Raw genomic sequence first — 24,817 nt, 5'->3', positions numbered from 1 at the left:
ATAATTAGTTTCCGTTTCTAATAATTTGACCTGTGCGCGCATCAATAATCGTCGAGGGTTGGCGCTGTTCACCTAAAGACCCCATCACCAATGCATCAATTTTGCCCTCAAAATCACTGAGTATATGTTCGGCCAAAACAACGGGATCTTCACCCGCTAAATTTGCGCTAGTTGATACTAACGGTTTCTGCAACGCGTCGCAAAGTGCGCGAACCACGGGATGAGCTGAAACTCTCACTGCTATCGATGCAAACTCACCACATAACAGCTTCGAAACGGTAGGTTTAATTGGCATAACAAATGTAAATGGCCCTGGCCACTTAGAAAACGCAAATTGAAGTTGGGCGGATGTCAATTGAGACTCATCAATATAAGGCGTTAGTTGATCAAAATTACTTGCCACCAAAATTAAGCCTTTTTGCCATGGGCGTTGTTTTACAGCCAATAGTTTTTGAATAGCGGTATCATTGTCGGGATCACACCCCAAACCAAATACCGCTTCTGTAGGATATGCAATTACCCCACCCTCTAAAACAACGTCAACAACAGCGTCTGGCTGAACTTGCAACATGATTGTTCCTCAACACAATTAGATTATAACGAACGTTTGTATTTACACATTTTTTGCGGACACTCAACTCGATTGCCAGCAGCGCCCTTTCGCTCAACCAAAATGCCAAATCCGCAATCAGGACAGGATTCATTTATTGGTGGGTAATTGACGATATATTTACATTTAGGATAGGCATTACAGGAAAAAAACGTTTTTCCATAACGGCTAGTACGCGATTCTAACAGCCCTTTTAAGCAATGTGGGCAGGTTATCGCTTCAGCTTCATCACTGTGATCATGTTTTTCAATATGATGACACTCAGGATAATGCGTGCAGCCAATAAAGATACCAAACCGCCCTGATTTAACAGCCAATTCATGCCCACATTCAGGGCAACTTGAACCAGCAATCACTTGGGTCTCTATCGACTCGTGTTGCACTAAAGGCCGAGTATATTCACATGTCGGATAATTATTACAACCAATAAAGCTACCGTGCTTACTGTGTTTTAACGATAACTCACAGCCACACTTAGGACAGAGTTCAAACTCTTTTTCTAAAGCATGCTCATGGACAGTAAATAGTTGCTGGTCAATTTTTGACATGGTTATCTCATTGGCTGAATCTTTGTGCATTTTACCAAGCTCGATGCTGCTTGGATATCGAATAAGCATCTAATTATAGCTAGCCTTCGCACAAAACCACCTGTATATTGTATACAAAAAGGAAGTGCTATGTTAACCCGTTCATTTATTGCTTTATCTTTTCTTTATTCGAGCTTAGTTCTGCTCTCTGGTTGCAGCACGGTAAAGCAAATAGAGACAAACCCAGTCATTGCTCAACAGCTACAAACTACCTCTGTTGATCAATTTTTTACCCATGATTATCAACACACCCGAGATTCTTTCAATCAAGCCGTTAAGCTCATTCAAAATGAAAATATCCCAGAGCAACTTGATAGACAGCTCTATTTTCTGCGAGCATTCAGCTATTTCGGCCCTTTAGATACAGTGACACCAGATGATAAACAGCGACTGACTAACGCTTTAATCAAACTATCAACACTACAAGCATTTAATGACAGCCCAAGGTTACAAGAGCACTTCGCTGTAACCCTTTACCTTTATTACAATACTGACGACACAGCGTTATTGCTGAGTGAGCTGCTGCCAATACTCAATACACAATTAACACGACTCGCCAAACAACCTGCCACAGAGGCGAATGACTACGCTTTATGGGAAACCTTAAGAGCTTACGGATTACTGCTCACTGATGCCAGAAAGAATAATGAAAGCGCACTCTCGAAACAGCTTATCGATGCAAATATCAGCCAAGCGTTATTAGCCTTCGCTAGCTCACCTGAAAGCCTGCGTGCGCAACAAGATTGGCCAAGAGCAAATGCGTATTGGGCATTAGGGCAATATCGTCTCGCGCTTCCTAGTGGTGAGGATGGTAATCCAACGTCCGCTGCATTAGCCATAGATACAGCGGTCGCCAAAATAGCCAAAGCCGATGTAGACCTACGTGGCAGTATCGCGAAACACACTTACACACTAGGCTTCCACGTCAATGCTTTTGCTGGGCAGGAAAGTTGCCAACAGCGGAATGAAATTTGTCAAATACCGACACTCTCCGAGATCTTACCGATTAACTATCCTTGCTCTAATTCGTTGTTTATTCTGGCACAAGATCTTAATCAGCAAGAGTTAGCTCTGAGCTGTGAAAAGCTGACCTCGCAAGAATCAAGCTTCCACCAATTACTGCAGACCCAAAATACGCCTACAGCCAACGATGGCAACTACGCCCTTCGCGTAGTTGCATTCAAAAACTGGAGCCAATATAACGCCTACGGTCAACTACTCTTTGATATTCAAACTGATAATGGTGGTATGTACATTGAAGGAACACCATCAAAACCAGGCAACCAAGCAACATTTTTTGCTTATCGCCAGTTTTGGATTGAACCAGAATTTGCCATCTGGAATCTTAACCATGAATATGTGCATTATTTAGATGGCCACTTTGTAAAGTATGGCGGTTTTGGACACTTTCCAAGCAAAATGGTGTGGTGGTCAGAAGGCCTCGCCGAATACGTATCTAAAGGCAATGATAACCCCACAACATTCGAAGTGATTAAACGGGATATAGAGAAAGCGCCGACATTGGCAGAGATATTTGCCACCGAATACAAAGATGGCCAAGATAGAACTTACAAGTGGAGTTACATGGCAATTCGTTTTCTCGCTGAAAATTACCATGATGATTTTGTGCAGCTGAGCCACTACTTAAAAACGGACTACTTCGAAGGTTATGAGCTGTTACTGGATGAACTCAGCAAACATCAACAGCAATTTGCAGTATGGCTTAATGATCAAGCTGCCGCTTTTGAAAATGAAACCGCGCAAGCTCCTGCAAAAATAAACAAACTCGATCGCTATGGCTACCGTGATTATTTAATCCCAAGCCATTTCACTCAAAATAACAAGCATCTGCATTTTTAGATTGATGAAAAACGAAAAAGGAGGCCAAAGCCTCCTTTTTATCTCATTTCTTTATGAGTGCAACCTTCCATCAGGCTGCTCAAAGATTAAATCTTCCATTTGCTCATAGGCTGACTCATTACCGGGCACATTAAATAACACCATCAATATCACCCATTTTAAATCTTCTAATACTAAAGCGGGTTCATCTAAATCCATGACTCTGTCGATAACCATTTCACGTGTTTCGACGCTTAACACCTGAATTTGTTCTAAAAACAATAAAAATCCGCGACATTGCACATCTAGCTTCGCCATTTCTTGTTTAGTATAGATACGGAAAGAATGTTGCGCATGATTGCATAAATACGGCTGCTCGCTTTCTTGCAAGTCGGCTAAATGCTCAAGCCATGCCAAGGCCTTAATAATATCGACCTGATGAAAACCTGCGCGAGTAAGCTCTTTGGTTAATTCATCTTCATCAACCAATAGCTCTATTTCGCTATGAACATAGTTCTCAAATAAATACATGAGGATATCAAACATGGCTAACTCCTCTTTAATCTGACGTAACCACCGGGTACCACGGTAACCCACCCTTGTAACTCAAGTTCAAGCAATTGTACTAACACCAGATCTATTGGTTTTCCACTGTGCTCGACTACCGCATCAATTGTTGTAGTCTCATATCCTACACTTGTTAACAGACTAGCTAATTGCGAAGGAAATGGCAAATTACTCATTTCGTTATCTTGTATATAGTGACGCTGATGTAATTGTTCAAGGTGATATTGAGATAAACACCCTAACTCTTCTATTATATCGGCAGCATTCTCGACAAGCTTTGCACCATTTTTAATTAAATCATGACAGCCTTGATGAAATCCTGCCACGGTTGAACCTGGAACGGCAAACACTTCTCGATTTTGCTCCATGGCCAATCTTGCTGTGATCAATGAGCCACTTTTGCGCGCAGCCTCAACAACGACCGTTCCTAGACTTAATCCACTAACGATGCGATTACGCCGAGGAAAATGTCCTGCTAAAGGGCTTACGTTCGGCCAAAACTCACTTATCACACAGCCATTTTGCTGGATATTATCATATAACGCTTTATGTCGCTTAGGATAAATCACATCAACGCCACAGCCGAGTACCGCTAATGTCATACCATTATTGGCAACCACAGCTTTATGCGCAGCACCATCGATACCTGCGGCCATACCACTAGTAATACTAAACCCTTGATTAGATAACGAGATAGCTAAATTAGCTGCAGTGTCTGCACCATGCAAAGACATACTACGACTCCCCACTATTGCAATAGATGGCGGTAACAATGCATTGAGATTACCTTTGATAAACAAAACGGAAGGGGGATCATAAATTTGTTGAAGTAATGGAGGATAATGAGGATCAGATAAACAGATCAGATGATGGTTATCATCTTTTTCAAGCCAATCAAGCGCGTTATCGACTTTATCAAAATCGATAACGCAAGCTTGCAAGGTATGAGATGAAAGAGGCAAAGCACTGGGTTCAAACTGCAGTCTTTGCCTTAACTCTTCTACATCCATGTAAGCCAGTAATTGTTTAATCCGAGCGGGTCCTAGCCCAGATACAGCAGAAACAACTAGCCAATCGACCAGATTGTCAGTAATTATTCACCTTTAAGGGTTAAGTTTACTGGAGTAACCAGTTTATCTTTTACTCTTACCGGACGATCACTCATCATTATTAACCCTAGGCTAGTTTTATCAAAAACTTTAAACACCATTAAGTTACCATGATAAACATCAGGGACTTTAAACACTTTATCATCTGAAAAGTGAGCCACGACATTATCGTATGATGAACGGTCTACAGTTCGTACTGGTTGGCCGTTGTTATCTAATATAATTTCTTCACCATCACGATAAATAGCAAACACATGACCAGGTTGAACACCCGCATTTAATCCTTTGTCCAAATAAACCACTTCAAGTTTACCGGCTTCACGGTTAGCGCTAGCAGTAGCAATCACACTAGCAGGCACATCTAATGCTGCAGCAGTGGGTACGAAGAAAGCTGACATTAAGGCTTCATCTTCAACCGGAATAACCGCATAACCGACTTTAGTTTCGCGCAGGTTGCTTAATAGTTGTACTTTTGATATTTCACCATCAGTCGTCACACGGCCACTGGCAGTAAGAATAATTTCACGCCCTAGCACATCACCGGTTTCAGTATCTAAAAATTCACGACCCGGCTCATAAATTGCCACTTTCTGCCCTATTGGCATATTGGCATTTACAAACACAATGTCGTTAAGAATATGATGCTTAGACTCACTTTCGCCACTTAACACAAAAGGCTGTGCCGCTAACCACTCTTGTTCTACTACACGATTTTGTAATAAATACGGTTGAATAAGCGCTAAGTCAATTGCAGGTATCGCATCACTTTTAGGCACGATACGCCCTTCAACACCTTTCTTAATATGTTGTTTTTTGACTAAACGCGGTTGACCGTCAATGAACACTAACGTCAGTCGATCACCGGGATAAATTAAATGAGGGTTAGCAATTTGTGGATTAACCCCCCACAATGTCGGCCAGCGCCAGGGATCTTTAAGAAAATAGCCAGAAATATCCCAAAGTGTGTCGCCTTTTTTAACGACATAAGTATCGGGATGTCCCGCTTTTAAAGTTAATGTATCTGCATTTAATCCAAAGATATTCAATGTCATAAAAGCAAGTAGTAATATCCGTTTCATGGTGGTGTCCATGTTATTAAGCTCTATATTTGAGCTTTTTACTATTATTGAAGGCCCGTTAGGATTAAAATTATCCTATTTTTTACAGTCAGTATAGCTAACAAGCTAAATATTGACAGATTTGTTAAGAGTTTATCTATGCCATTATTAAATGTTTTACGTTTTCCAGATGAGCGTTTGCGCACTGTAGCCAAGCCTGTAACAGACTTCGGCCCAGAATTTCAGACACAAATTGATAACATGTTAGAAACAATGTACCACGAAAAAGGCATTGGGCTAGCTGCAACGCAAGTTGATTTTCATCAGCAACTGATTGTAATGGACTTACAAGACGAAATAGAACGCCCAACAATTTTCATTAATCCACAAATTGTCAATTCTAGTGGCGACTTTGCCAATGAGGAAGGCTGCTTATCTGTTCCTGGGGTTTATGCCAAAGTTGACCGCGCAGAAAAAGTCACGCTAAAAGCACTTGATCGCCATGGCGAAGCTTTTACTGTTGAAGCCGATGAGCTATTTGCTATTTGTATTCAACATGAAATGGATCACTTACAAGGCAAGCTTTTTGTGGATTACTTGTCGCCACTGAAACGTCAACGCATTAAAACTAAGCTTGAAAAAGAAGCTCGCTTAGCAGCTAAAGAATAGGGGCTGATTTGAAACCGTTAAATATTATTTTTGCTGGCACGCCCGATTTCGCAGCTCGCCATTTACAGGCGTTGATTGCATCAGAGCACAATGTTTGTGCTGTTTATACCCAACCAGACAGACCTGCAGGGCGTGGTAAAAAATTGACCCCTAGCCCAGTAAAACAATTAGCGGTTGAGCATAACATTGCCGTTTTCCAGCCACCATCGTTACGTAATGAGGATGCTCAAGCCGAGCTTGCTGCGCTAAATGCAGACATTATGGTTGTGGTGGCATATGGACTGATTTTGCCGAAAGTCGTACTCGATACACCTACATTAGGCTGCATAAATGTTCATGGTTCAATCTTGCCGCGTTGGCGAGGTGCTGCGCCAATTCAACGAGCATTATGGGCAGGTGATAATGAAACCGGCGTAACCATTATGCAAATGGACATAGGCTTAGATACCGGTGACATGCTGCTAAAAACTGCGTTAAAAATTGAAGACACAGATACATCTGCCAGTCTTTATGAAAAGTTAGCGCTTCAAGGCCCTGATGCCCTTATCGATGCTTTAGCGCAATTAAGCTTAGGCGCCTTAACCGCCGAAAAACAAGATGAATCCTTAGCTAATTACGCTGAGAAATTATCAAAAGAAGAAGCCAAGCTTGACTGGAATAAACCCGCTAAGCAGCTTTGGCAAGAAGTGCGCGCTTTTAACCCTTGGCCAGTCAGTTATTTCGAACATCAACAAAGCAGCATTAAAGTATGGCAAGTGCGTTACGACACGTCATTAAATACAGCGGCGCCAGGGACCATTACTCAGGCGGATAAAAATGGAATCGTCATCGCCACCGCTTCTGGCAGCTTAATAATCGACACCATGCAGTTACCCAACAAAAAACCATTAGCTGTTGCTGACATTCTTAACTCACGAGCTGACTGGTTTAGCGTTGGAACCCTATTAAGCCAAGAGGCAAATTAGCATGAATGTGCGCGCATTAGCCGCCAAAGCCATTTTTGATGTATTAGAAAAAGGCGTATCCCTATCTGTTGCCCTACCGGAACAACAGCAACATCTTGATAATGGCAAAGACAAAGCCTTGATGGCAGAGATTTGCTATGGCGTCATGCGCCAACTGCCTCAGCTTGATAAATGTATTAGTGATTGTTTAGCCAAACCGTTTAAGGGTAAGCAGCGAATCGTTTACCAGCTTTTGCTTGTGGGGTGTTACCAGCTTTACTTTACCCGTATTCCTGCACACGCTGCGATTTCAGAAACCGCTGAAGCTTGCAGACAATTAAAGTTTGATGGTTTAGTCAAAGTGGTTAATGGGGTATTACGCAATATTCAGCGTAATAATGCTCCACTGTCGACAGAAGCAGATACACTTCGTTATAACACTCCCGCCTGGTTTATTAAGCGCTTACAACAAGCGTATCCTGAACAGTGGCAACACATTATTGAGCAAAGCCACCAGCGTCCACCTATGTGGTTACGTAACAATCAATTATCACAAAGCCGCGATGCCTACATTGCCACCTTGGCTGAACAGGAAGTCTTAGCAACAAAAGGCACAAGTGCTGATGCTATTTTGCTAGAAAGTCCAAAAGATGTGCATCTACTTCCCGGTTTTATGGATGGCGCTGCTTCAGTTCAAGATGGTGCCGCACAATGGGCAGCCACCTTATTAGCCCCAGAAAACGGCGAGTTAATCCTAGATGCCTGCGCAGCACCTGGCGGCAAAACCTGTCATATCATAGAGCAAGCACCTCAAGCCCAAATTGTTGCGGTAGATTTTGACGAAAATCGTTTAGCCAGAGTGCAACAAAACCTCGACAGATTGAATTTAAAAGCGCAAGTTATTCATGGCGATGCTGCCAATATTGATACTTGGTGGCAAGGTGAAAAATTTGACCGTATTCTGTTAGATGCACCTTGTTCAGCGACCGGTGTAATCCGTCGTCACCCAGATATCAAATGGCTGCGTAAAAATAATGACATTGCTGAGCTGGCCATTTTACAACAACAGATATTTGATCACTGTTGGCAATGGTTAAAACCCGGAGGTACGTTACTTTATGCAACGTGCTCAATATTACCGGAAGAAAATAGTCAGCAAGTTAGCGCGTTTTTATCTCGTACTCCTGACGCGCAATTAGTGCCGATTAGTCAGCAACAAAATGCACAAGATATTGGCTGGCAGATTTTACCCGGCCAGGACAATATGGACGGTTTCTACTACGCTCGCTTAATAAAAGCACTGTAAGGATATTGGCAAGGATATGAAGATTATCATCTTGGGCGCTGGACAAGTAGGCGGCACGCTAGCTGAAAATTTAGTTGGCGAAAACAACGACATCACTCTTGTTGATAACGATCGAGCCAGACTTAGAATTTTACAGGATAAGTTTGATTTACGCGTTGTTGTTGGTCATGGTGCACATCCTAGCGTCTTAAAAGAAGCTGGCGCCGAAGATGCTGACATGCTGATTGCGGTAACCAACAGCGATGAATGTAACATGGCGGCTTGCCAAATTGCTTATTCACTGTTTGGTACCCCAACTAAAATTGCCCGGATCCGTTCCGAGCCATATTTAGATTTGCGCGAAAAGTTATTCATTAATTCAGAAGTAAAATCGAGTGACGCAAAACCACGCGGTGGTTTTATCATCGATGAGTTAATTGCGCCAGAACAGTTAGTAACTGCTTACATACATCGTTTGGTTGAATACCCAGGAGCGCTTCAAGTACTTGAGTTTGCTGAAGGAAAACTGAGCCTAGTGGCGGTGCGCGCTTATTACGGTGGCCCATTAGTGGGTAATGCACTTGCTACATTGCGTGAACATATGCCTAATATTGATACCCGGGTAGCGGCAATATTCCGTCAAGGTAAAGCCATCATGCCCCGTGGTACCACAATTATCGAAGCTGACGATGAAGTATTCTTTGTTGCCGATAGCCGCCACATTCGCGCTGTAATGAGTGAAATGCAAAAGCTAGATAACTCGTATCGCAACATTATGATTGCCGGCGGGGGTAATATCGGTTTTGGTTTAGCGAAACGTTTACAAAAAAATCATTCGGTAAAATTGATAGAGCATCGCCAAGAGCGCGCCGAAATGTTGTCAGAGAAACTCGAAAAAACCACCGTTTTTTGTGGTGACGCATCGGATCAAGAACTATTAAATGAAGAGCATATCGACCAAACAGATGTGTTTATTGCCGTGACCAATGATGATGAAGCCAACATCATGTCTGCTTTGTTAGCCAAACGTTTAGGTGCCAAAAAAGTCATGGTGCTTATCCAACGTGAAGCCTATGTTGATATTGTTCAAGAAGCGAATATCGATATTGCCATCTCCCCTCAGCAAGCTACCATTTCAGCTTTACTGACCCATATTCGCCAAGGTGATATTTGTAATGTGTATTCATTACGTCGTGGTGCAGCAGAAGCCATTGAAGCGATTGCCCACGGCGACGCCAATACATCTAAAGTTGTCGGTAAACAAATTGGCGACATCAAACTGCCACCGGGTACGACTATTGGTGCCATTGTACGCAAAGATGAAGTACTAATGGGGCATGACAAAACGGTTATTCAGCAAGGAGATCATGTGATTCTTTTCTTAGTAAATAAGAAGTTTATCGGCGATGTTGAAAAGCTGTTCCAACCGAGCGCTTTTTTCTTTTAGTTCGACTATAAATGATAAATCTCAAGCAACTGGTTTTTGTGATTGGCATATTTCTCGCCATCCTCACAGGCTTTATGCTTATCCCAATGGGTTTCGCGCTAGCATATGGCGAAGAAACCATTGGTGACTTTATGCTATCAGCTTTATTCACTGGGATTATCGCAACCATTTGTATCCAATCAGGGCGACCACATGACATTCGCTTAAATATTCGCGACATGTTTGTGTTAACCAGTGCCACCTGGCTAGCGGTAAGTTTTTGTGCGGCTCTACCCTTCACTCTTTATCACGGTATCACTTATACCGACGCATTTTTTGAAACCATGTCAGGTATTACAACTACAGGCTCAACCGTGTTATCAGGTTTAGATAGCATGGATCACAGCATCTTAATTTGGCGCTCTTTATTGCAATGGCTTGGCGGGATCGGTTTTATTGTCATGGCGGTGGCTGTTTTACCATTCTTAAACGTGGGTGGTATGCGTTTATTTAGAACAGAATCATCGGATTGGAGTGATAAAACCACTCCAAGAACCCAACACATGGCCAAACACCTTTTTCTTCTTTACGCTGGTCTCACATTACTGTGTACATTGGCTTATCACCTAGCGGGGATGAATTGGTTTCAAGCCATTAATCACGCTATGACCACGCTTTCAACTGGCGGATACTCTACATCTGATAGCTCAATGGCTCACTTCTCTAATGCATCGCACTGGGTTGGGGTTGTGTTTATGCTCGCAGGCGGTTTACCGCTATTGATGTTTGTCCAATCTATTCAACAACGTAATCTGTCCATTTGGAACGATCAGCAAGTAAAAGGATTTCTACTCTTTGTTGGTGTTGTATCACTAAGCATTGCTGTGTGGCTGTATTTTCACAAAGAATTAGCCTTTATTGATGCATTAAGATTATCCAGTTTTAATGTCATATCAGTAGTCACAACCACAGGATATGGCTTAACTGATTATCAAGCCTGGGGAGCGTTTGCCGGTACCGCCTTCTTATTTTTAATGCTCGTCGGTAGCTGTTCCGGCTCCACATCTGGTGGAATTAAAATTTTCAGATTTCAAATTGCCATGGCGATTATGCGTCAGCAAATCAAACATCAGTTTCACCCCAATGGTATTTTCAAAGAAACCTACAATGGCCACAAAGTGCATGATGATATTGTGCGCTCATTAGTGACCTTTTTTATGTTGTTTTTCCTGGTTATTTTAAGTTTATCAATGGTATTAGTCTTAACAGGTTTAGATACGATGACCAGCTTCACCGGTGCAATTACTGCGGTTGCGAATGTTGGCCCTGGTTTAGGCTCAATCATCGGCCCTGCAGGTAATTTTTCAAGCCTTTCAGATGTGGCAAAATGGGCATTAGCAATAGGAATGTTATTAGGCCGTTTGGAAATACTGACCGTTGCAGTTCTTTTTCACCCCCAATTTTGGCGATATTAGCAATGTCTAAGGCCTATAAATTATAGGCCATCATCTATGAGCTACTGCTTAACCAACGTCAATATATGCTCGGCATAACACTTCACATCATCCCAGTCGGTGTAATCGATAATCGCTTTAGGATCTGTTGGTCCATCGGTCATTTTCATGATTAACCGGATCATCAAACTGTCATACCAAGGCCAGGATGGGTAATCTACCTTACCGGCAATAATTTTGACATCTTGCGGTTGCCAAGGTGACAGCGATAAAAACTTTTGTAGATATTTATTGTTTTCAGGAATGCGCTTCTCAGGGTTGCGGGCAACCACATTTACGCAAAAAAAGCTGTTAGGTGCTTGGGTTAATTGCGCTTGATAGCGCTCAACAAACTCAAAAACAGACTTATGATAAGAGCCGTATAACACGCATGCGCCTAATGCAATGGCATCATATTGAGGCCAGTCAATATCGCCTTTAACATCATGGATATTAACTACATCACACCCGTTACCCGTTGCCATGATTTGTTGAGCAATGGCACGACTAATTTGCGCAGTATGACCACCTCGAGAATAATACAGTACCAATATTTTAGACATGGTTTAGCCTTATGGATTAACAAAGGGCTAGTGTGGCAAAAATATTGCTGGGATACCGATGAAATGATCACAAATTAGAATTAGCTCATATAATTAATACTGATAATTGAGATCTCTCTTCCGCACGAGTATGATTCTCATGTAGATAATCGCCCAAGGAATTCATCATGCAGCAAGAGATTGATGTCACGACCATGTTAGAAAATGCTGAAACGGCTGCAAAATGGCTAAAAGCCATCGCTAATCCTTACCGATTAATGATTTTATGTTTATTGCTGGATAAAGAACTTAGTGTGACAGAGCTAAACGAAACGGTCCCATTAAGTCAGTCAGCACTGTCACAACACTTAGCCGTATTGCGAGCAGAAGATTTGGTTAATACACGTAAGAGCTCACAGGTAGTATTTTATACCTTGAAAAACGAGCAGGTCACTGAGGTAATATCAATACTACACCGTCGTTACTGCGCTTAATATTCACGCCCTCGCCTTAAGCGCTCAGAGAGGTTTGCTGCACTAACTGCGCAGCAAACTCATCAACTTTCTGCCAATCAGTAAACTCAAATGTTCCCGTGGTATCAGTCGGGCCTTTAGTCATCCACATAATAAAGCGGATCATAAATTTATCGAAAAATCGGTATTTTGGATAATCAATTTTACCAGCAAAAACACCAAGCAACTGCGGTTGCCATTGTGACAATACTAAAAACTTTTGCATATATGGGTTGGTTTTAGGAGTGTTTTTTTCAGGTTTCCTTGCCACCACGTTAACCGTAAAAAAGCTATTTGGCTTGCCTTCAATACTCGTCTTATGGGTTGAAATAAAATCATACAATGCAGGTCTATGTTTGCCATAGCGAATGCTTGCACCAATGATAATCTGCTCTGCGTTGTTAACATCCACTTGACTAACCTGAGCAACATCTTTCAAGTTAACAGACTGTCCAGCCAGCTCAAGCTGCTGCTTTATTCGCTGACAAATCGCTAATGTTTGCCCATCAACCGTTGAATACACCATCAAACTTTGCATTAGTTTTTCCAGAATGTCGGCGTGAATAACACCAATAGAGTAAACACTTCTAAACGCCCAAATAGCATTGCCATTACGAGCACCCATTTAGCACCATCAGTAATACTTGCGTAGTTGTTAGCCACATCGCCTAACCCAGGGCCAAGGTTATTCAAACTGGCAGCTGTCGCACTAAACGCGGTAATCGCATCCATGTCCATTGCCATTAAAATGACCATACAAATAACAAACACTAAAGCATAGGCCGAAAAGAACCCCCATACCGCATCGATAATACGATCGGGTAACGCAGTACCACCAATACGAATAGAGTACATGGCTTTGGGGTGCACTAAGCGCTTAAGCTCACGCGAGCCCTGTAGCACCAGTAAGATCAGGCGAATAACCTTCATTCCACCACCTGTTGACCCAGCACAACCGCCAATGAAACTTGAAAAAATCAGTAAAATAGGCAGGAACAAGGGCCAGGAATGGAAGCTTTCGGTACCAAAACCTGCTGTGGTGGATATCGAGACAACCTGGAAAAAAGCATAATCTAAGGTTTGTTCTGGTGAATCGTAAATACCAGATGAATATAGGGTGATAAAACAAATAGCGGTTAACACTAACTGCACAGCAATTAACACTTTAAATTCGGCATCTTTAAAATAGATTTTAAAGTTAATACCTCGACGGGTAAATGCTGCAAAATGTAGACTGAAATTAACCGCTGCAATTAATAAGAACACCGCACATATAATATTAATTAATGGGCTATCGAAGTGCCCTAAGCTAGCATCTTTAGTCGAAAAACCACCAATGGCGATAGTTGAAAATGAGTGGCAAATAGCATCAAAAATGTCCATTCCTGCAAAATGAAATGCTGTTGCACATGCAATTGTTAACATTAAATAGATGTACCATAAGGCTTTAGCCGTTTCAGCAATCCTTGGAGTCATCTTACTGTCTTTTACTGGCCCAGGTACTTCAGCCTTATAAAGCTGCATACCACCAATACCTAATAGTGGCAAAATGGCTACGGCCAATACGATGATCCCCATCCCCCCCATCCACTGTAATAGATGACGATAAAAAAGTACGGCTTTAGGTAAATGGTCTAGGCCAACAATAACCGTGGCCCCTGTCGTTGTCAGCGCCGAAAATGATTCAAAAAAGCTATCAGTCCAGCTTAGATCGGGCTCTTTAGAAAAAATAAACGGTAACGCACCAATCGATCCCAGTACGGTCCAAAACAACACAACAATGAGGAATCCTTCGCGAGTACGTAAGTCGCCTTTTTCTCGACGGTTGGGGTACCAAAGCAAAAAACCTAAAAATAAGCTAACAAAAAACGCCTGAATAAACGCCGTACCACCGCCATCTTTATATAACACCGCCACCAACGCAGGAGGAAGCATGGTGATAGAGAATAACCCCATCAACAACCCCGTGATTCTTATAATTGTTTTATATTGCATTAATGGCTTCTGTTGGCTAAATGTTGTAAAGATATAAAAAAATACGATCTGCCAGGGCATTTTGGCATAAGTTCTGCGTAGCTCAAACTGTAAACTTCACTTGAAGTTCACCCTGAGTCAGGGTGGCAAGTTGTGTATTGAAATGTTCTAGCGCATCTTTGGCTAATTCAAACTTAAGTTCAACCTTGTCTGTAAATTCTTTGGTTAACATAACGCCGTCATGTTGCGCGACAATATATTCAATATCAGCTAATTGCGCGTAGCTACAACTCAGGCTAATTGGATAACGAATAAATTTAGTCACCACGCTAAGCTGTTGCATTCCTTGCTTAACACCCGAACTATAAGCTCTTACTAAACCACCTACACCTAGCTTAGTACCGCCAAAATAGCGCACCACAATCGCGCCAACCTCACCGATATTCGCCCCTTGCAAGGAAGCAAGCATAGGTCTTCCCGCACTTCCAGCGGGCTCACCATCGTCACTAGAGCCAATATTCACCATATCATTCGGCGCACCGGCTACATAGGCATAGCAGTAATGACTTGCCCCTGGGTATTCCTGCTTAATGTTAGTGAGTGTTAACTTCAAAGTATCCTGACTTGGACAATGAAACAGAAAAGAGATAAAGCGACTATGCTTTATCTCTTCTTCAATCAATAAGTTAGACTCTGGTATCGAATAACTCTCAGTCAAGACCACTCTCTCTTGTCATGTTTTCATTTCTATCAGCATGGACGATGACATTATCTTCAATACGGATCCCACCAAAGGGCCGCATTAAATCAACGGTTTGCCAATTCACTAATTGTTTTGCATTATTTGATAAGTCATTCAGTAACGAGTCGATGATATAAATACCAGGCTCTATGGTTAACACCTGATTAACCGCTAACGTTCGAGTGCAACGCAAAAATGGATGTTTTTCAGGTGCGGGGATATGTGTCCCTCTTTCGTCATGGGAATATCCACCCATATCATGTACCTGCAAGCCGAGCATATGCCCCAAACCATGAGGAAAAAACGCACTCGTTACACCAGAGTCTATTAATGTTGCCACGTCCGAATGTGCTAACTTAAAATCAATCAACAACTGTGCAATCCGTTCATGAGTCATGATATGTAAATCTGTGTACTTCACCCCAGGCTTCATTGCATCAATAATACTTAACTGCTGTTGGTTTAGTGCACTGATTAACTCAGAAAAACGGTTTTTCTCAAAGGAATAAGTCCTGGTAATATCCGCTGCATAACCATGGTAACTCGCGCCAGCATCAATCAAAAAAGACAATCGCTGTTGCGGCTTTACGTGCGCTAAGGTCATGTAATGTAAAATTGCGGCATGTTGATTGAGGGCAATAATGTTGCCATAGGGCATTTCATTCTCACCTTGACTTATTTCGGCCAAATACTGCTGCTGGATCTCAAATTCACTGGCGCCATTAAAAAATGCACCTTTCGCCGCTTTATGGCCCCTTACTGCAATTTGGTTTGAACGACGTAAACACTCAAGCTCATATTGTGTTTTATCAGCTCGATGATAATGCAGGTAATTCATTACAGCATCTGGATTGCGCGAGGAAAACTCAAGCACGTCGGCGACATCCAAATGCTCACCAATGTACGCCCACCCCGTTAAATCTTTTGGTAGAAACTCCGCAACCTTGTCAGCTTTAGTCAATAACTGAATATCAAAGTGTTCAGTCCAAAATGCTTCGGGAACATCACTGACCTTATGCCAAAAATCCACAGGACGGTAAAAAACTAATTTAGGTTTATCGCTACCATTCACAATAACCCAGCAATTAGGGTTGTCCAGAACCGGTAACCACGCTTTGAAATGTGGATTAACCTTAAATGGATAATTCATGTCATCTAAGAATTGGCGATGAGGTTGACCAGAATGGATGACCAATCCCGCTAATCCTTCACGGTGTGATATTTCCGCCACACGACGGTTTAATTCAGCAATGTGCGCATGATAAAAGCTAGCCAGCTTATCCATTTTTTAATCCCTATTCTTGAGTTGGCGAACCTTAACAGTCTACCACAAAGGAGAAAAATCTCCTCAGCAGACAAAAAATTAAACGGTCGTTTAAATTGGGTGTTGTAATTTTTGTCATTTAGTCGCACACTGTTGTGTAACTGGTCAAATGATGGCCTACACTGCTGTAAAACAAGCTTGATAACTACACAAGTCATAAAGATGTGGAAATCGCTTTAAGCAATAAGGAAGCAAGCAATGATCTACCAAAGCCCTACCATCCAGGTTGAGTTACTAGAAGACAATATTGCCAAGCTGTGCTTTGATGCACCGGGCTCGGTAAACAAGTTCGATAGAGAAACTCTAGCCTCTTTAGATGCTGCATTAGATAGCATTAAGCAACATGCTGAGATTAAAGCACTGTTACTTACCTCAGCCAAAAGCACATTTATCGTTGGTGCTGATATCACTGAGTTTTTAGAATTATTTAAGCAAGATGACGCCACATTACTCGCTTGGGTTGAACAAGCTAATGCGGTATTCAATAAGCTTGAAGATTTACCTTTTCCGACAGTATCTGCCATCAACGGTTTTGCCTTGGGCGGCGGTTGCGAAACGATTTTAGCAACAGATTTACGTGTAGCAGATACTAATGCACGTGTTGGTTTGCCAGAAACCAAACTGGGATTAATTCCTGGTTTTGGTGGCACAGTGCGTCTACCTCGCGTGATTGGTGCAGATAACGCATTAGAGTGGATCACATCGGGTAAAGAGCAGCGTCCTGATGATGCCCTTAAAGTTGGCGCAATTGATGCGGTCGTTGCACCAGAAAACTTACAATCAGCAGCGATTCAAATGATCCATGACGCGTTAGCTGGCAACTTAGATTGGCAAGCACGTCGTAAACAAAAGCAATCTCCTCTGCAGCTTGCTAAGTTAGAAGCCATGATGTCTTTCGCTACCGCTAAAGGCATGGTGTTCTCAATTGCCGGTAAACATTATCCTGCGCCAATGGCGGCTGTGAATGTTATCGAACAAGCAGCAACTCTTGATCGCACTGGTGCATTACAAGTTGAAGCGCAGGCCTTTATCAAGTTAGCTAAAACAGAAGTCGCTACAGCCCTTATCGGCATTTTCTTAAACGACCAATTCGTTAAAGGCAAAGCTAAGAAAGCGGTCAAACTAGCTAAAGATGTTAACAATGCAGCGGTACTTGGTGCTGGTATTATGGGTGGTGGTATCGCCTATCAAAGCGCAAGTAAAGGCACTCCGATTGTCATGAAAGACATCGCCCAGCCTGCACTTGAGCTTGGTTTAAACGAAGCAGCTAAATTGCTTTCAGCACAGGTTGCCCGTGGACGCTCTACGCCAGAAAAAATGGCACAAGTACTCAACAACATCACTCCATCATTAGACTATGCATCGATTAAACACAGTGATGTGGTAGTTGAAGCGGTAGTTGAACACCCAAAAGTGAAAGCGACAGTATTAGCAGAGGTTGAAGGTTACGTAGCTGAAGATGCAATTATTGCATCAAACACATCAACTATTTCAATCAACTTACTCGCCAAAAGCCTCAAGAAACCGGAACGTTTCTGCGGCATGCACTTCTTTAATCCTGTGCACAAAATGCCATTAGTTGAAGTGATCCGTGGTGAACACAGCTCAGAAGAAACCATTGCTTCGGTTGTTGCCTACGCCAGCAAAATGGGTAAAACCCCTATTGTTGTTAATGACTGTCCAGGTTTCTTTGTTAACCGCGTACTTTTCCCATATTTTGCAGGCTTTAACAGCTTACTTGCTGACGGTGCTGACTTTGCCGCAGTTGATAAAGTGATGGAAAAACAATTTGGTTGGCCAATGGGCCCTGCGTACTTACTTGATGTGGTGGGGTTAGATACTGGCCACCATGCCCAAGCAGTTATGGCTGAAGGTTTCCCAGATCGTATGGGTAAAACAGACAAAGATGCTATTGACATCATGTTTGAAAACAAACGTTTAGGTCAAAAAAATGCCAAAGGATTCTATGCTTATTCTGTTGACCGTCGCGGTAAACCGAAAAAAGATCTGGATCCAACCAGCTATGAATTACTCAAAGGCACATTTGGCGAACTAAAAGCATTTGAAGCTGATGACATCATCGCGCGTTGTATGATCCCGATGATCATTGAAACAGTGCGTTGTTTAGAAGAAGGCATTGTTGCCTCTCCAGCAGAAGCTGACATGGGCTTAGTTTACGGCTTAGGTTTCCCTCCATTCCGTGGTGGTGTATTCCGTTATTTAGACACTATGGGCATAGCAGCATTTGTTGCCCTAGCAGATAAATATGCGCATTTAGGTGGCTTGTACCAAGTGACTGATGCAATGCGCGACCTTGCAGCCAATAACGGTAGTTACTACCAAGCCTAATTAGTGGGAAAGGAATTAAATCATGAAACAAGCTGTTATCGTAGACTGCATTCGTACCCCAATGGGCCGTTCAAAGGCGGGGGTATTTAGAAATGTACGTGCAGAAACTCTGTCTGCAGAATTAATGAAAGGGTTACTTCTTCGTAACCCACAATTAGACCCAAACCTAATTGAAGACGTTATTTGGGGTTGTGTACAACAAACCTTAGAGCAAGGTTTTAACATTGCGCGTAATGCTTCATTACTTGCTGGTGTACCTAAAACGGCGGGCGCTGTTACCGTAAACCGTTTATGTGGTTCATCAATGGATGCCATTCATCAAGCCGCTCGCGCCATCATGACAGGCATGGGTGACACTTTCATTATTGGTGGTGTTGAACACATGGGTCACGTACCAATGAATCACGGTGTTGATTTTCACCCAGGCCTTGCTAATCGTGTTGCTAAAGCGTCAGGTATGATGGGCTTAACCGCTGAAATGCTGGGTAAATTACATGGCGTTACTCGTGAGCAACAAGATGCATTTGCTGTGCGTTCACACCAACGCGCTCACGCAGCAACTGTTGAAGGCCGTTTTGCCAAAGAAATTTGGGCAATGGAAGGTCATGATGCAAATGGCGCATTAATCAAAGTGTTCAACGATGAAGTGATTCGTCCTGAAACCACAATGGAATCACTTGCGGGTTTACGTCCAGTATTTGACCCGGCAAACGGTACTGTTACTGCGGGTACTTCTTCTGCACTTTCAGATGGTGCATCGGCAATGCTCGTCATGGAAGAATCAAAAGCGCGCGCTTTAGGTTTACCAATTCGTGCCCGCATTCGCTCTATGGCTGTTGCCGGTTGTGATGCTGCAATCATGGGTTATGGTCCTGTTCCTGCCACCCAAAAAGCATTAGCTCGCGCAGGCTTAACGGTTGCTGACTTAGATGTAATTGAGCTTAACGAAGCATTTGCTGCACAGTCTTTACCCTGTGTTAAAGATCTTGGTTTGCAAGATGTGGTTGAAGAAAAAATCAACCTTAATGGTGGTGCTATTGCACTAGGTCATCCACTAGGCTGTTCAGGTGCACGTATTTCTACCACCCTGATTAACTTGATGGAAGACAAAGATGCAACCTTGGGTTTAGCTACCATGTGTATTGGTTTAGGCCAAGGTATCGCAACGGTATTTGAGCGCGTTTAAACCTGATATCTGGAAGTCAGATAGAAATGTTAACTCTGTAGCTTGATGACTTGAATATGATGATAAAAACCGAATTATTATAAAATAATTCGGTTTTTTATTTTCATGAAACGGCTTATGTTCCACGTGAAACATATTTGAGGAAAGTTTAAAAAGCACGATGAACACAAATCTTGAATGGCATAGCATACAAAAAAGATCATTGAGCCATAAGTCTGAAGGTAAGTATTACGTAATCTATTCAGCCATAATGGTAATTTGAACATCTGCACCAAAAACAAACATAGTGGTTAAAAAAAATAATCATCAATCAAAAAAACGTCAGTTTACATCGACAAATTCAAATAAATTTTATTCGCTTAAAATCACATTAGCCGCAGCTAAACTTGGCAAGTTTAACTTGGCGGAGTACCATATCCACATAGTCATGTTGTCAATAGAAGTTGTAATGTCAGAACAATTAACCTCATCAGATATATTTAAGCAAGCTCAACATCAACTTGATGCTGTAGGCTTACGCTGCCCTGAACCGGTAATGATGATCCGAAAAACGGTTCGAAAAATGGCGGAAGGTGAAACACTGCTAATTATTGCCGATGACCCAGCAACCACAAGAGACATTCCCAGTTTCTGTGAGTTTATGGATCACACTCTGGTAGCCAGCGCTACGGATGCTACACCTTACCAATATTTGCTCAAAAAGGGATTGTGATGACCTCACCTAAAACTGACATAACCTTAACGGGCATAGCATATAAAACAGCAAAACGGGGCGTTATGAACTCGGTTTTTTGCGCGAATGTGACCCTAGAGCGTGGCGTAGAGAATGATATTTTTGGCCGCCCAGGTAAACGTCAAGTCACTGTGATGTCAGAAGAGCAATGGCAAATAGCCTGCCAGCAAATCAATAACGATTTAGATTGGCTTACTAGAAGAGCCAATTTATTAATAAGCGGCTATCAATTCAGTGCTGCTGATGTTGGTAAAGTCATTCAAATAGGTGATGATTTACAGTTAATCATAACGGGTGAAACGGATCCATGTAAAAAAATGGAACAGGCATATTCAGGATTAGAGCAAGCTCTGACACCGGATTGGCGTGGCGGCGTAACCTGCCGAGTGAAAAAGCCTGGCCTTATTCAACAAGATGATATTGTCACCATCATCACACTCTAACCGACCTTACAAACATTCACACCGCCCGTCATTTCCCACTATAAAGTCAACTTATTGTGCTGCGAATGTTATTTATTGTCATTAATTGAAACAGAATTTTTGTGTCGTTAAGCGCCCTTTTATGCGATAAAGGTTGCCAAGCCAGATTTGATGCTAGCAACCTTACTAAAAACACCTATCCACGGTTTGCTAGTATTCATTTTCTTATAACGATAAATAAATGGATCTTGCATGTTCACACAAAAACTCACCCCAATATATACCGCGATAGCCTTGTCGCTTGGTATCAGCGCTAACAGTTTTGCAACCGAAGAAGAAGCAACTAAATGGCAAGTAAATGCGCCAGAAAACGCCCCTCTTCAAAAAGTCGATATTAATGTTACCGATGGGACATGGATGAACGTTAACGTGTCTCCTGACGGTAAAACCATCGTATTTGATCTACTCGGTGACATTTATCAAATGCCAATATCAGGTGGCGAAGCCAAAGCTATTTCAAGCGGTATAGCATGGCAAATGCAGCCAGTATATAGCCCCGATGGAAAATACATAGCCTTCACATCTGATGAAGATGGTGGCGACAATATATGGGTAATGAATGCCGATGGTTCTAACCCACACCCTGTGACCAAAGAAACCTTCCGCCTGTTAAATAGTCCTGCATGGAGCCCTGATTCACAGTATTTAGTCGCCCGTAAACACTTCACGGCAAGCCGAAGTTTAGGTGCTGGCGAAGTATGGATGTATCACCTTGCTGGCGGTGAAGGGGTAAAATTAACTGAGCGCCCTAATGATGAAAAAGATTTAGGTGAACCAGCTTACTCGCCAGATGGCCGTTATATTTATTTCAGCCAAGACGCTACACCGGGTAAAACATTCCACTACTCAAAAGACTCTGTAAAAGGGATTTATAAGATTAAACGCTACGATACCCAAACAGGTGATATCGAAGTATTAATTGAAGGTACGGGGGGAGCAATTCGTCCAACACCAAGTCCTGACGGAACAAAACTAGCCTATATAAAGCGCGATGGCTTTCAATCTACGTTATATCTACTTGATCTTAAATCGGGTGAAACCACCAAGTTATACGATAAATTAGACCGTGATATGCAAGAGACTTGGGCTATTCATGGCGTTTACCCAACGATGTCATGGGCCCAAGATAATAAAGAAATCATCTTTTGGGCTAACGGTAAAATTAATAAACTCAATATCGCAAAACAAACCGTCAGTGATATTCCCTTTTCAGTAAAGACCCAATTAGACGTTCAACCATCTGTACGATTCACTCAAAATCTTGACCAAGATAAATTTGATGTGAAAATGTTACGCATGGCACAAGTATCACCAAATGGTGAAAAAGTCGTTTTTGAAGCGTTAGGAAAAATTTGGATACGTGATATTAATGGTGGCAAGCAGCAACGCTTAACGCGTTTAGATGACAACATTAATGAACTGTTTCCGCAGTGGTCTCGTGATGGTAAAAACATCGTGTTTACGACTTGGAATGATCAAGACCAAGGAACAGTCAGTGTTGTCAGTGCGCGAGGTGGCAAAGCCAAAGTATTAACCAGTGAGCCAGGTAAATACGTTGAAGCCACCTTCTCACCAGATGGCGATACCATTGTTTACCGCAAATCGAAAGGCGATTACATGACACCAAGAACTTGGTCGCAGGAACCAGGTTTATACAAAGTAGATATTAAAGGTAAACAAAATACTAAAATTTCTGCCAGCGGTCATCAACCCCAGTTCGGTGCGGATAATGATCGCGTGTTTTTTATGGACTATAGTGATAAACCAGAGCTTGCCTCTATCGGTTTAAATGGTTTTGAAAAACGCACTCATTACACGAGCGATCATGCGACTGAGTTCCGGGTATCTCCTGATGGTGAGCACTTAGCTTTTGCTGAGCGTTTCCGGGTATACGTAACCCCGTTTGCTAAACACGGTGAAACGATTAATATTGGTCCAAAAGCAAATAACCTCCCTGTTACTCAACTCAGTGCCCGCGCAGGTGAAAGCATCAGCTGGAACAATGATAGTAATCAATTATATTGGACCCTTGGCCCAGATTTATATCAAGCTAAAGTGGATACATCATACGCTAACTCAGATACCAAAACTGAACCCACGATCACAGCTATCGGCTTTAAAGAAAACGCAGATGTTCCACGTGGAACTGTCGCATTTGTTGGCGGAAAAGTGATTACGCTTGAAAACGACCAAGTGATTGAAAATGGCGTTGTGATTGTCAAAGATAACAAGATTATCAGTGTTGGCGATGCAACAACTGAAATACCCTCTGGTGCTGAGATAATCGATATCAAAGGCAAATCAATTATGCCTGGTTTATTTGATGCGCATGCCCATGGTGGACAAGCTGACGATGAAATCATTCCACAACAAAACTGGGCGCTATATTCAGGCCTGTCATTGGGTGTCACGTCAATCCACGATCCATCAAATGATACCACCGAGATTTTTGCTGCATCAGAGCAACAAAAAGCCGGTAATATTGTTGGTCCACGTATTTTCTCAACCGGCACAATTTTATATGGGGCAAACCTTCCAGGTTACACCTCTCATGTAGACTCATTGGATGATGCTAAATTTCATTTAGAGCGCTTGAAAAAAGTTGGTGCATTCAGTGTTAAAAGCTATAACCAACCACGTCGAAATCAACGTCAGCAAGTGATTCAGGCTGCTCGTGAGTTAGAGATGATGGTTGTGCCAGAAGGTGGTAGTTTACTGCAGCATAACTTGTCGATGATTGCCGATGGTCATACAACCGTTGAGCATTCGTTACCTGTTGCCTCTATCTATAGTGATATCAAACAATTTTGGCAACAAACTGAAGTCTCTTATACCCCAACGTTAGTTGTGGCATATGGTGGTATTTCAGGCGAGCATTACTGGTATGACAAAACAGATGTTTGGGCTCACCCACGCCTTAGCATGTACGTTCCATCAGACATTTTAGATGCGCGTTCAATGCGCCGCACAACTGCACCCGATGCCCACTATAACCATTTCAATGTGGCACGCGTTGCAAACGAACTCAACAATGTTGGCGTTAAAGCCAACATCGGCGCACATGGTCAACGAGAAGGTTTAGCGGCTCATTGGGAAATGTGGATGTTTGCACAAGGTGGCATGAGTAATATGGAAGTGCTAAAAACGGCAACCATTAATCCTGCAACAACCTTTGGTATGGATCATCAATTAGGGTCTATTAAACCAGGTAAATTAGCCGACTTAATCGTTATCGATGGTGATCCATTAGCAGATATTCGTACGACGGATAAAGTGACTTACACTATGATTAACGGCAAGCTGTTTAATGCTGAAACGATGAACGAATTAAATGGCGATAAAAAACAGCGCAAAGCTTTCTTCTTTGAGAGCAAGTAAGCTCGTTT

At 42.4% G+C, this 24,817-nt stretch carries 22 protein-coding genes; 12 read left to right on the top strand and 10 right to left on the bottom strand.

Annotation, left to right across the window (positions count from 1 at the left end):
- Nucleotides 1–4 precede the first annotated feature (4 nt).
- Both tsaC and NE535_RS13740 read right to left on the bottom strand, forming a co-directional pair.
- Entirely contained in the window at nt 5–571 is a 567-nt protein-coding gene (gene tsaC / locus NE535_RS13745; RefSeq protein WP_261299193.1) for an L-threonylcarbamoyladenylate synthase type 1 TsaC, read from the bottom strand.
- A 23-nt stretch (nt 572–594) separates the two neighbouring features.
- Complete coding sequence (locus NE535_RS13740) at nt 595–1,158, bottom strand: DNA topoisomerase family protein (protein ID WP_261299192.1); 564 nt, start codon at nt 1,156–1,158, stop codon at nt 595–597.
- Nucleotides 1,159–1,287: 129 nt separating this feature from the next.
- Between NE535_RS13740 and NE535_RS13735 the strand changes: the two genes are divergently transcribed.
- A complete protein-coding gene (locus tag NE535_RS13735; protein WP_261299191.1) occupies nt 1,288–3,057 on the top strand; it encodes a collagenase in 1,770 nt (589 codons plus the stop codon).
- A gap of 51 nt (nt 3,058–3,108) precedes the next feature.
- Here NE535_RS13735 and NE535_RS13730 read toward each other — a convergent pair whose 3' ends face one another.
- From NE535_RS13730 to NE535_RS13720, 3 genes are all read right to left on the bottom strand, one after another.
- Nucleotides 3,109–3,582, bottom strand: a complete 474-nt coding sequence (locus NE535_RS13730) for a DUF494 family protein (protein WP_261299190.1) — start codon at nt 3,580–3,582, stop codon at nt 3,109–3,111.
- 2 nt (nt 3,583–3,584) lie between these two features.
- Entirely contained in the window at nt 3,585–4,613 is a 1,029-nt protein-coding gene (gene dprA, locus NE535_RS13725; RefSeq protein WP_261299189.1) for a DNA-processing protein DprA, read from the bottom strand.
- 83 nt (nt 4,614–4,696) lie between these two features.
- Nucleotides 4,697–5,803, bottom strand: coding sequence for a LysM peptidoglycan-binding domain-containing protein (locus NE535_RS13720; RefSeq protein ID WP_261299188.1), 1,107 nt, complete (start codon nt 5,801–5,803; stop codon nt 4,697–4,699).
- Between the two features lie 126 nt (nt 5,804–5,929).
- Between NE535_RS13720 and def the strand changes: the two genes are divergently transcribed.
- Genes def through NE535_RS13695 form a run of 5 tightly spaced genes read left to right on the top strand, consistent with a single transcriptional unit; the run spans nt 5,930 to nt 11,569 of the window.
- A complete protein-coding gene (def, locus tag NE535_RS13715; protein WP_261299187.1) occupies nt 5,930–6,439 on the top strand; it encodes a peptide deformylase in 510 nt (169 codons plus the stop codon).
- A gap of 8 nt (nt 6,440–6,447) precedes the next feature.
- On the top strand, nt 6,448–7,404 hold the full coding sequence (gene fmt, locus NE535_RS13710) for a methionyl-tRNA formyltransferase (protein WP_261299186.1): 957 nt from the start codon (nt 6,448–6,450) through the stop codon (nt 7,402–7,404).
- Between the two features lies 1 nt (nt 7,405).
- Nucleotides 7,406–8,689 carry a 16S rRNA (cytosine(967)-C(5))-methyltransferase RsmB gene (rsmB, locus tag NE535_RS13705; RefSeq protein WP_261299185.1) on the top strand — a complete coding sequence of 428 codons (1,284 nt, stop codon included), beginning with the start codon at nt 7,406–7,408 and terminating at the stop codon, nt 8,687–8,689.
- Between the two features lie 16 nt (nt 8,690–8,705).
- Nucleotides 8,706–10,115, top strand: a complete 1,410-nt coding sequence (trkA, locus tag NE535_RS13700; protein WP_261299184.1) for a Trk system potassium transporter TrkA — start codon at nt 8,706–8,708, stop codon at nt 10,113–10,115.
- An 11-nt stretch (nt 10,116–10,126) separates the two neighbouring features.
- Entirely contained in the window at nt 10,127–11,569 is a 1,443-nt protein-coding gene (locus NE535_RS13695) for a TrkH family potassium uptake protein (RefSeq protein WP_261299183.1), read from the top strand.
- Between the two features lie 41 nt (nt 11,570–11,610).
- On the opposite strand, the gene hemG (NE535_RS13690) is transcribed toward NE535_RS13695, so the two are convergent.
- Complete coding sequence (hemG, locus tag NE535_RS13690) at nt 11,611–12,150, bottom strand: menaquinone-dependent protoporphyrinogen IX dehydrogenase (RefSeq protein ID WP_261299182.1); 540 nt, start codon at nt 12,148–12,150, stop codon at nt 11,611–11,613.
- A gap of 167 nt (nt 12,151–12,317) precedes the next feature.
- On the opposite strand from hemG (NE535_RS13690), the gene NE535_RS13685 reads away from it, so the two are divergent.
- Nucleotides 12,318–12,623: an ArsR/SmtB family transcription factor gene (locus tag NE535_RS13685; protein WP_261299181.1), complete on the top strand. Its 306-nt coding sequence runs from the start codon at nt 12,318–12,320 to the stop codon at nt 12,621–12,623.
- A gap of 16 nt (nt 12,624–12,639) precedes the next feature.
- Here NE535_RS13685 and hemG (NE535_RS13680) read toward each other — a convergent pair whose 3' ends face one another.
- The 4 genes from hemG (NE535_RS13680) to pepQ form a co-directional block, all read right to left on the bottom strand.
- Nucleotides 12,640–13,179: a menaquinone-dependent protoporphyrinogen IX dehydrogenase gene (gene hemG / locus NE535_RS13680; RefSeq protein ID WP_261299180.1), complete on the bottom strand. Its 540-nt coding sequence runs from the start codon at nt 13,177–13,179 to the stop codon at nt 12,640–12,642.
- On the bottom strand, nt 13,179–14,636 hold the full coding sequence (locus NE535_RS13675) for a TrkH family potassium uptake protein (protein WP_261299179.1): 1,458 nt from the start codon (nt 14,634–14,636) through the stop codon (nt 13,179–13,181). Before NE535_RS13675 ends, hemG (NE535_RS13680) begins: the two co-directional genes overlap by 1 nt.
- Before the next feature lie 82 nt (nt 14,637–14,718).
- Nucleotides 14,719–15,333, bottom strand: a complete 615-nt coding sequence (locus NE535_RS13670) for a YigZ family protein (RefSeq protein ID WP_261299178.1) — start codon at nt 15,331–15,333, stop codon at nt 14,719–14,721.
- Nucleotides 15,326–16,642 carry a Xaa-Pro dipeptidase gene (gene pepQ, locus NE535_RS13665; protein WP_261299177.1) on the bottom strand — a complete coding sequence of 439 codons (1,317 nt, stop codon included), beginning with the start codon at nt 16,640–16,642 and terminating at the stop codon, nt 15,326–15,328. The genes NE535_RS13670 and pepQ overlap by 8 nt, the downstream gene beginning before the upstream one ends.
- Nucleotides 16,643–16,879: 237 nt before the next feature.
- Between pepQ and fadB the strand changes: the two genes are divergently transcribed.
- From fadB to NE535_RS13640, 5 genes are all read left to right on the top strand, one after another.
- Nucleotides 16,880–19,030 (top strand): fatty acid oxidation complex subunit alpha FadB, encoded by a 2,151-nt coding sequence (gene fadB, locus NE535_RS13660; protein WP_261299176.1) that lies wholly within the window; start codon nt 16,880–16,882, stop codon nt 19,028–19,030.
- Between the two features lie 22 nt (nt 19,031–19,052).
- Nucleotides 19,053–20,216: an acetyl-CoA C-acyltransferase FadA gene (gene fadA / locus NE535_RS13655; RefSeq protein ID WP_261299175.1), complete on the top strand. Its 1,164-nt coding sequence runs from the start codon at nt 19,053–19,055 to the stop codon at nt 20,214–20,216.
- A gap of 448 nt (nt 20,217–20,664) precedes the next feature.
- Entirely contained in the window at nt 20,665–20,928 is a 264-nt protein-coding gene (gene tusA / locus NE535_RS13650; RefSeq protein ID WP_261299174.1) for a sulfurtransferase TusA, read from the top strand.
- Complete coding sequence (locus tag NE535_RS13645; RefSeq protein ID WP_261299173.1) at nt 20,928–21,392, top strand: MOSC domain-containing protein; 465 nt, start codon at nt 20,928–20,930, stop codon at nt 21,390–21,392. Before tusA ends, NE535_RS13645 begins: the two co-directional genes overlap by 1 nt.
- A 231-nt stretch (nt 21,393–21,623) precedes the next feature.
- Complete coding sequence (locus NE535_RS13640) at nt 21,624–24,809, top strand: amidohydrolase family protein (protein WP_261299172.1); 3,186 nt, start codon at nt 21,624–21,626, stop codon at nt 24,807–24,809.
- Nucleotides 24,810–24,817: the final 8 nt, after the last annotated feature.

It is taken from the genome of Shewanella holmiensis (assembly GCF_025370255.1).
GTDB lineage: Bacteria > Pseudomonadota > Gammaproteobacteria > Enterobacterales > Shewanellaceae > Shewanella > Shewanella holmiensis.
Note: the sequence above shows the minus strand (reverse complement) of the source record. Positions and strands in the feature narration are given on the sequence as shown.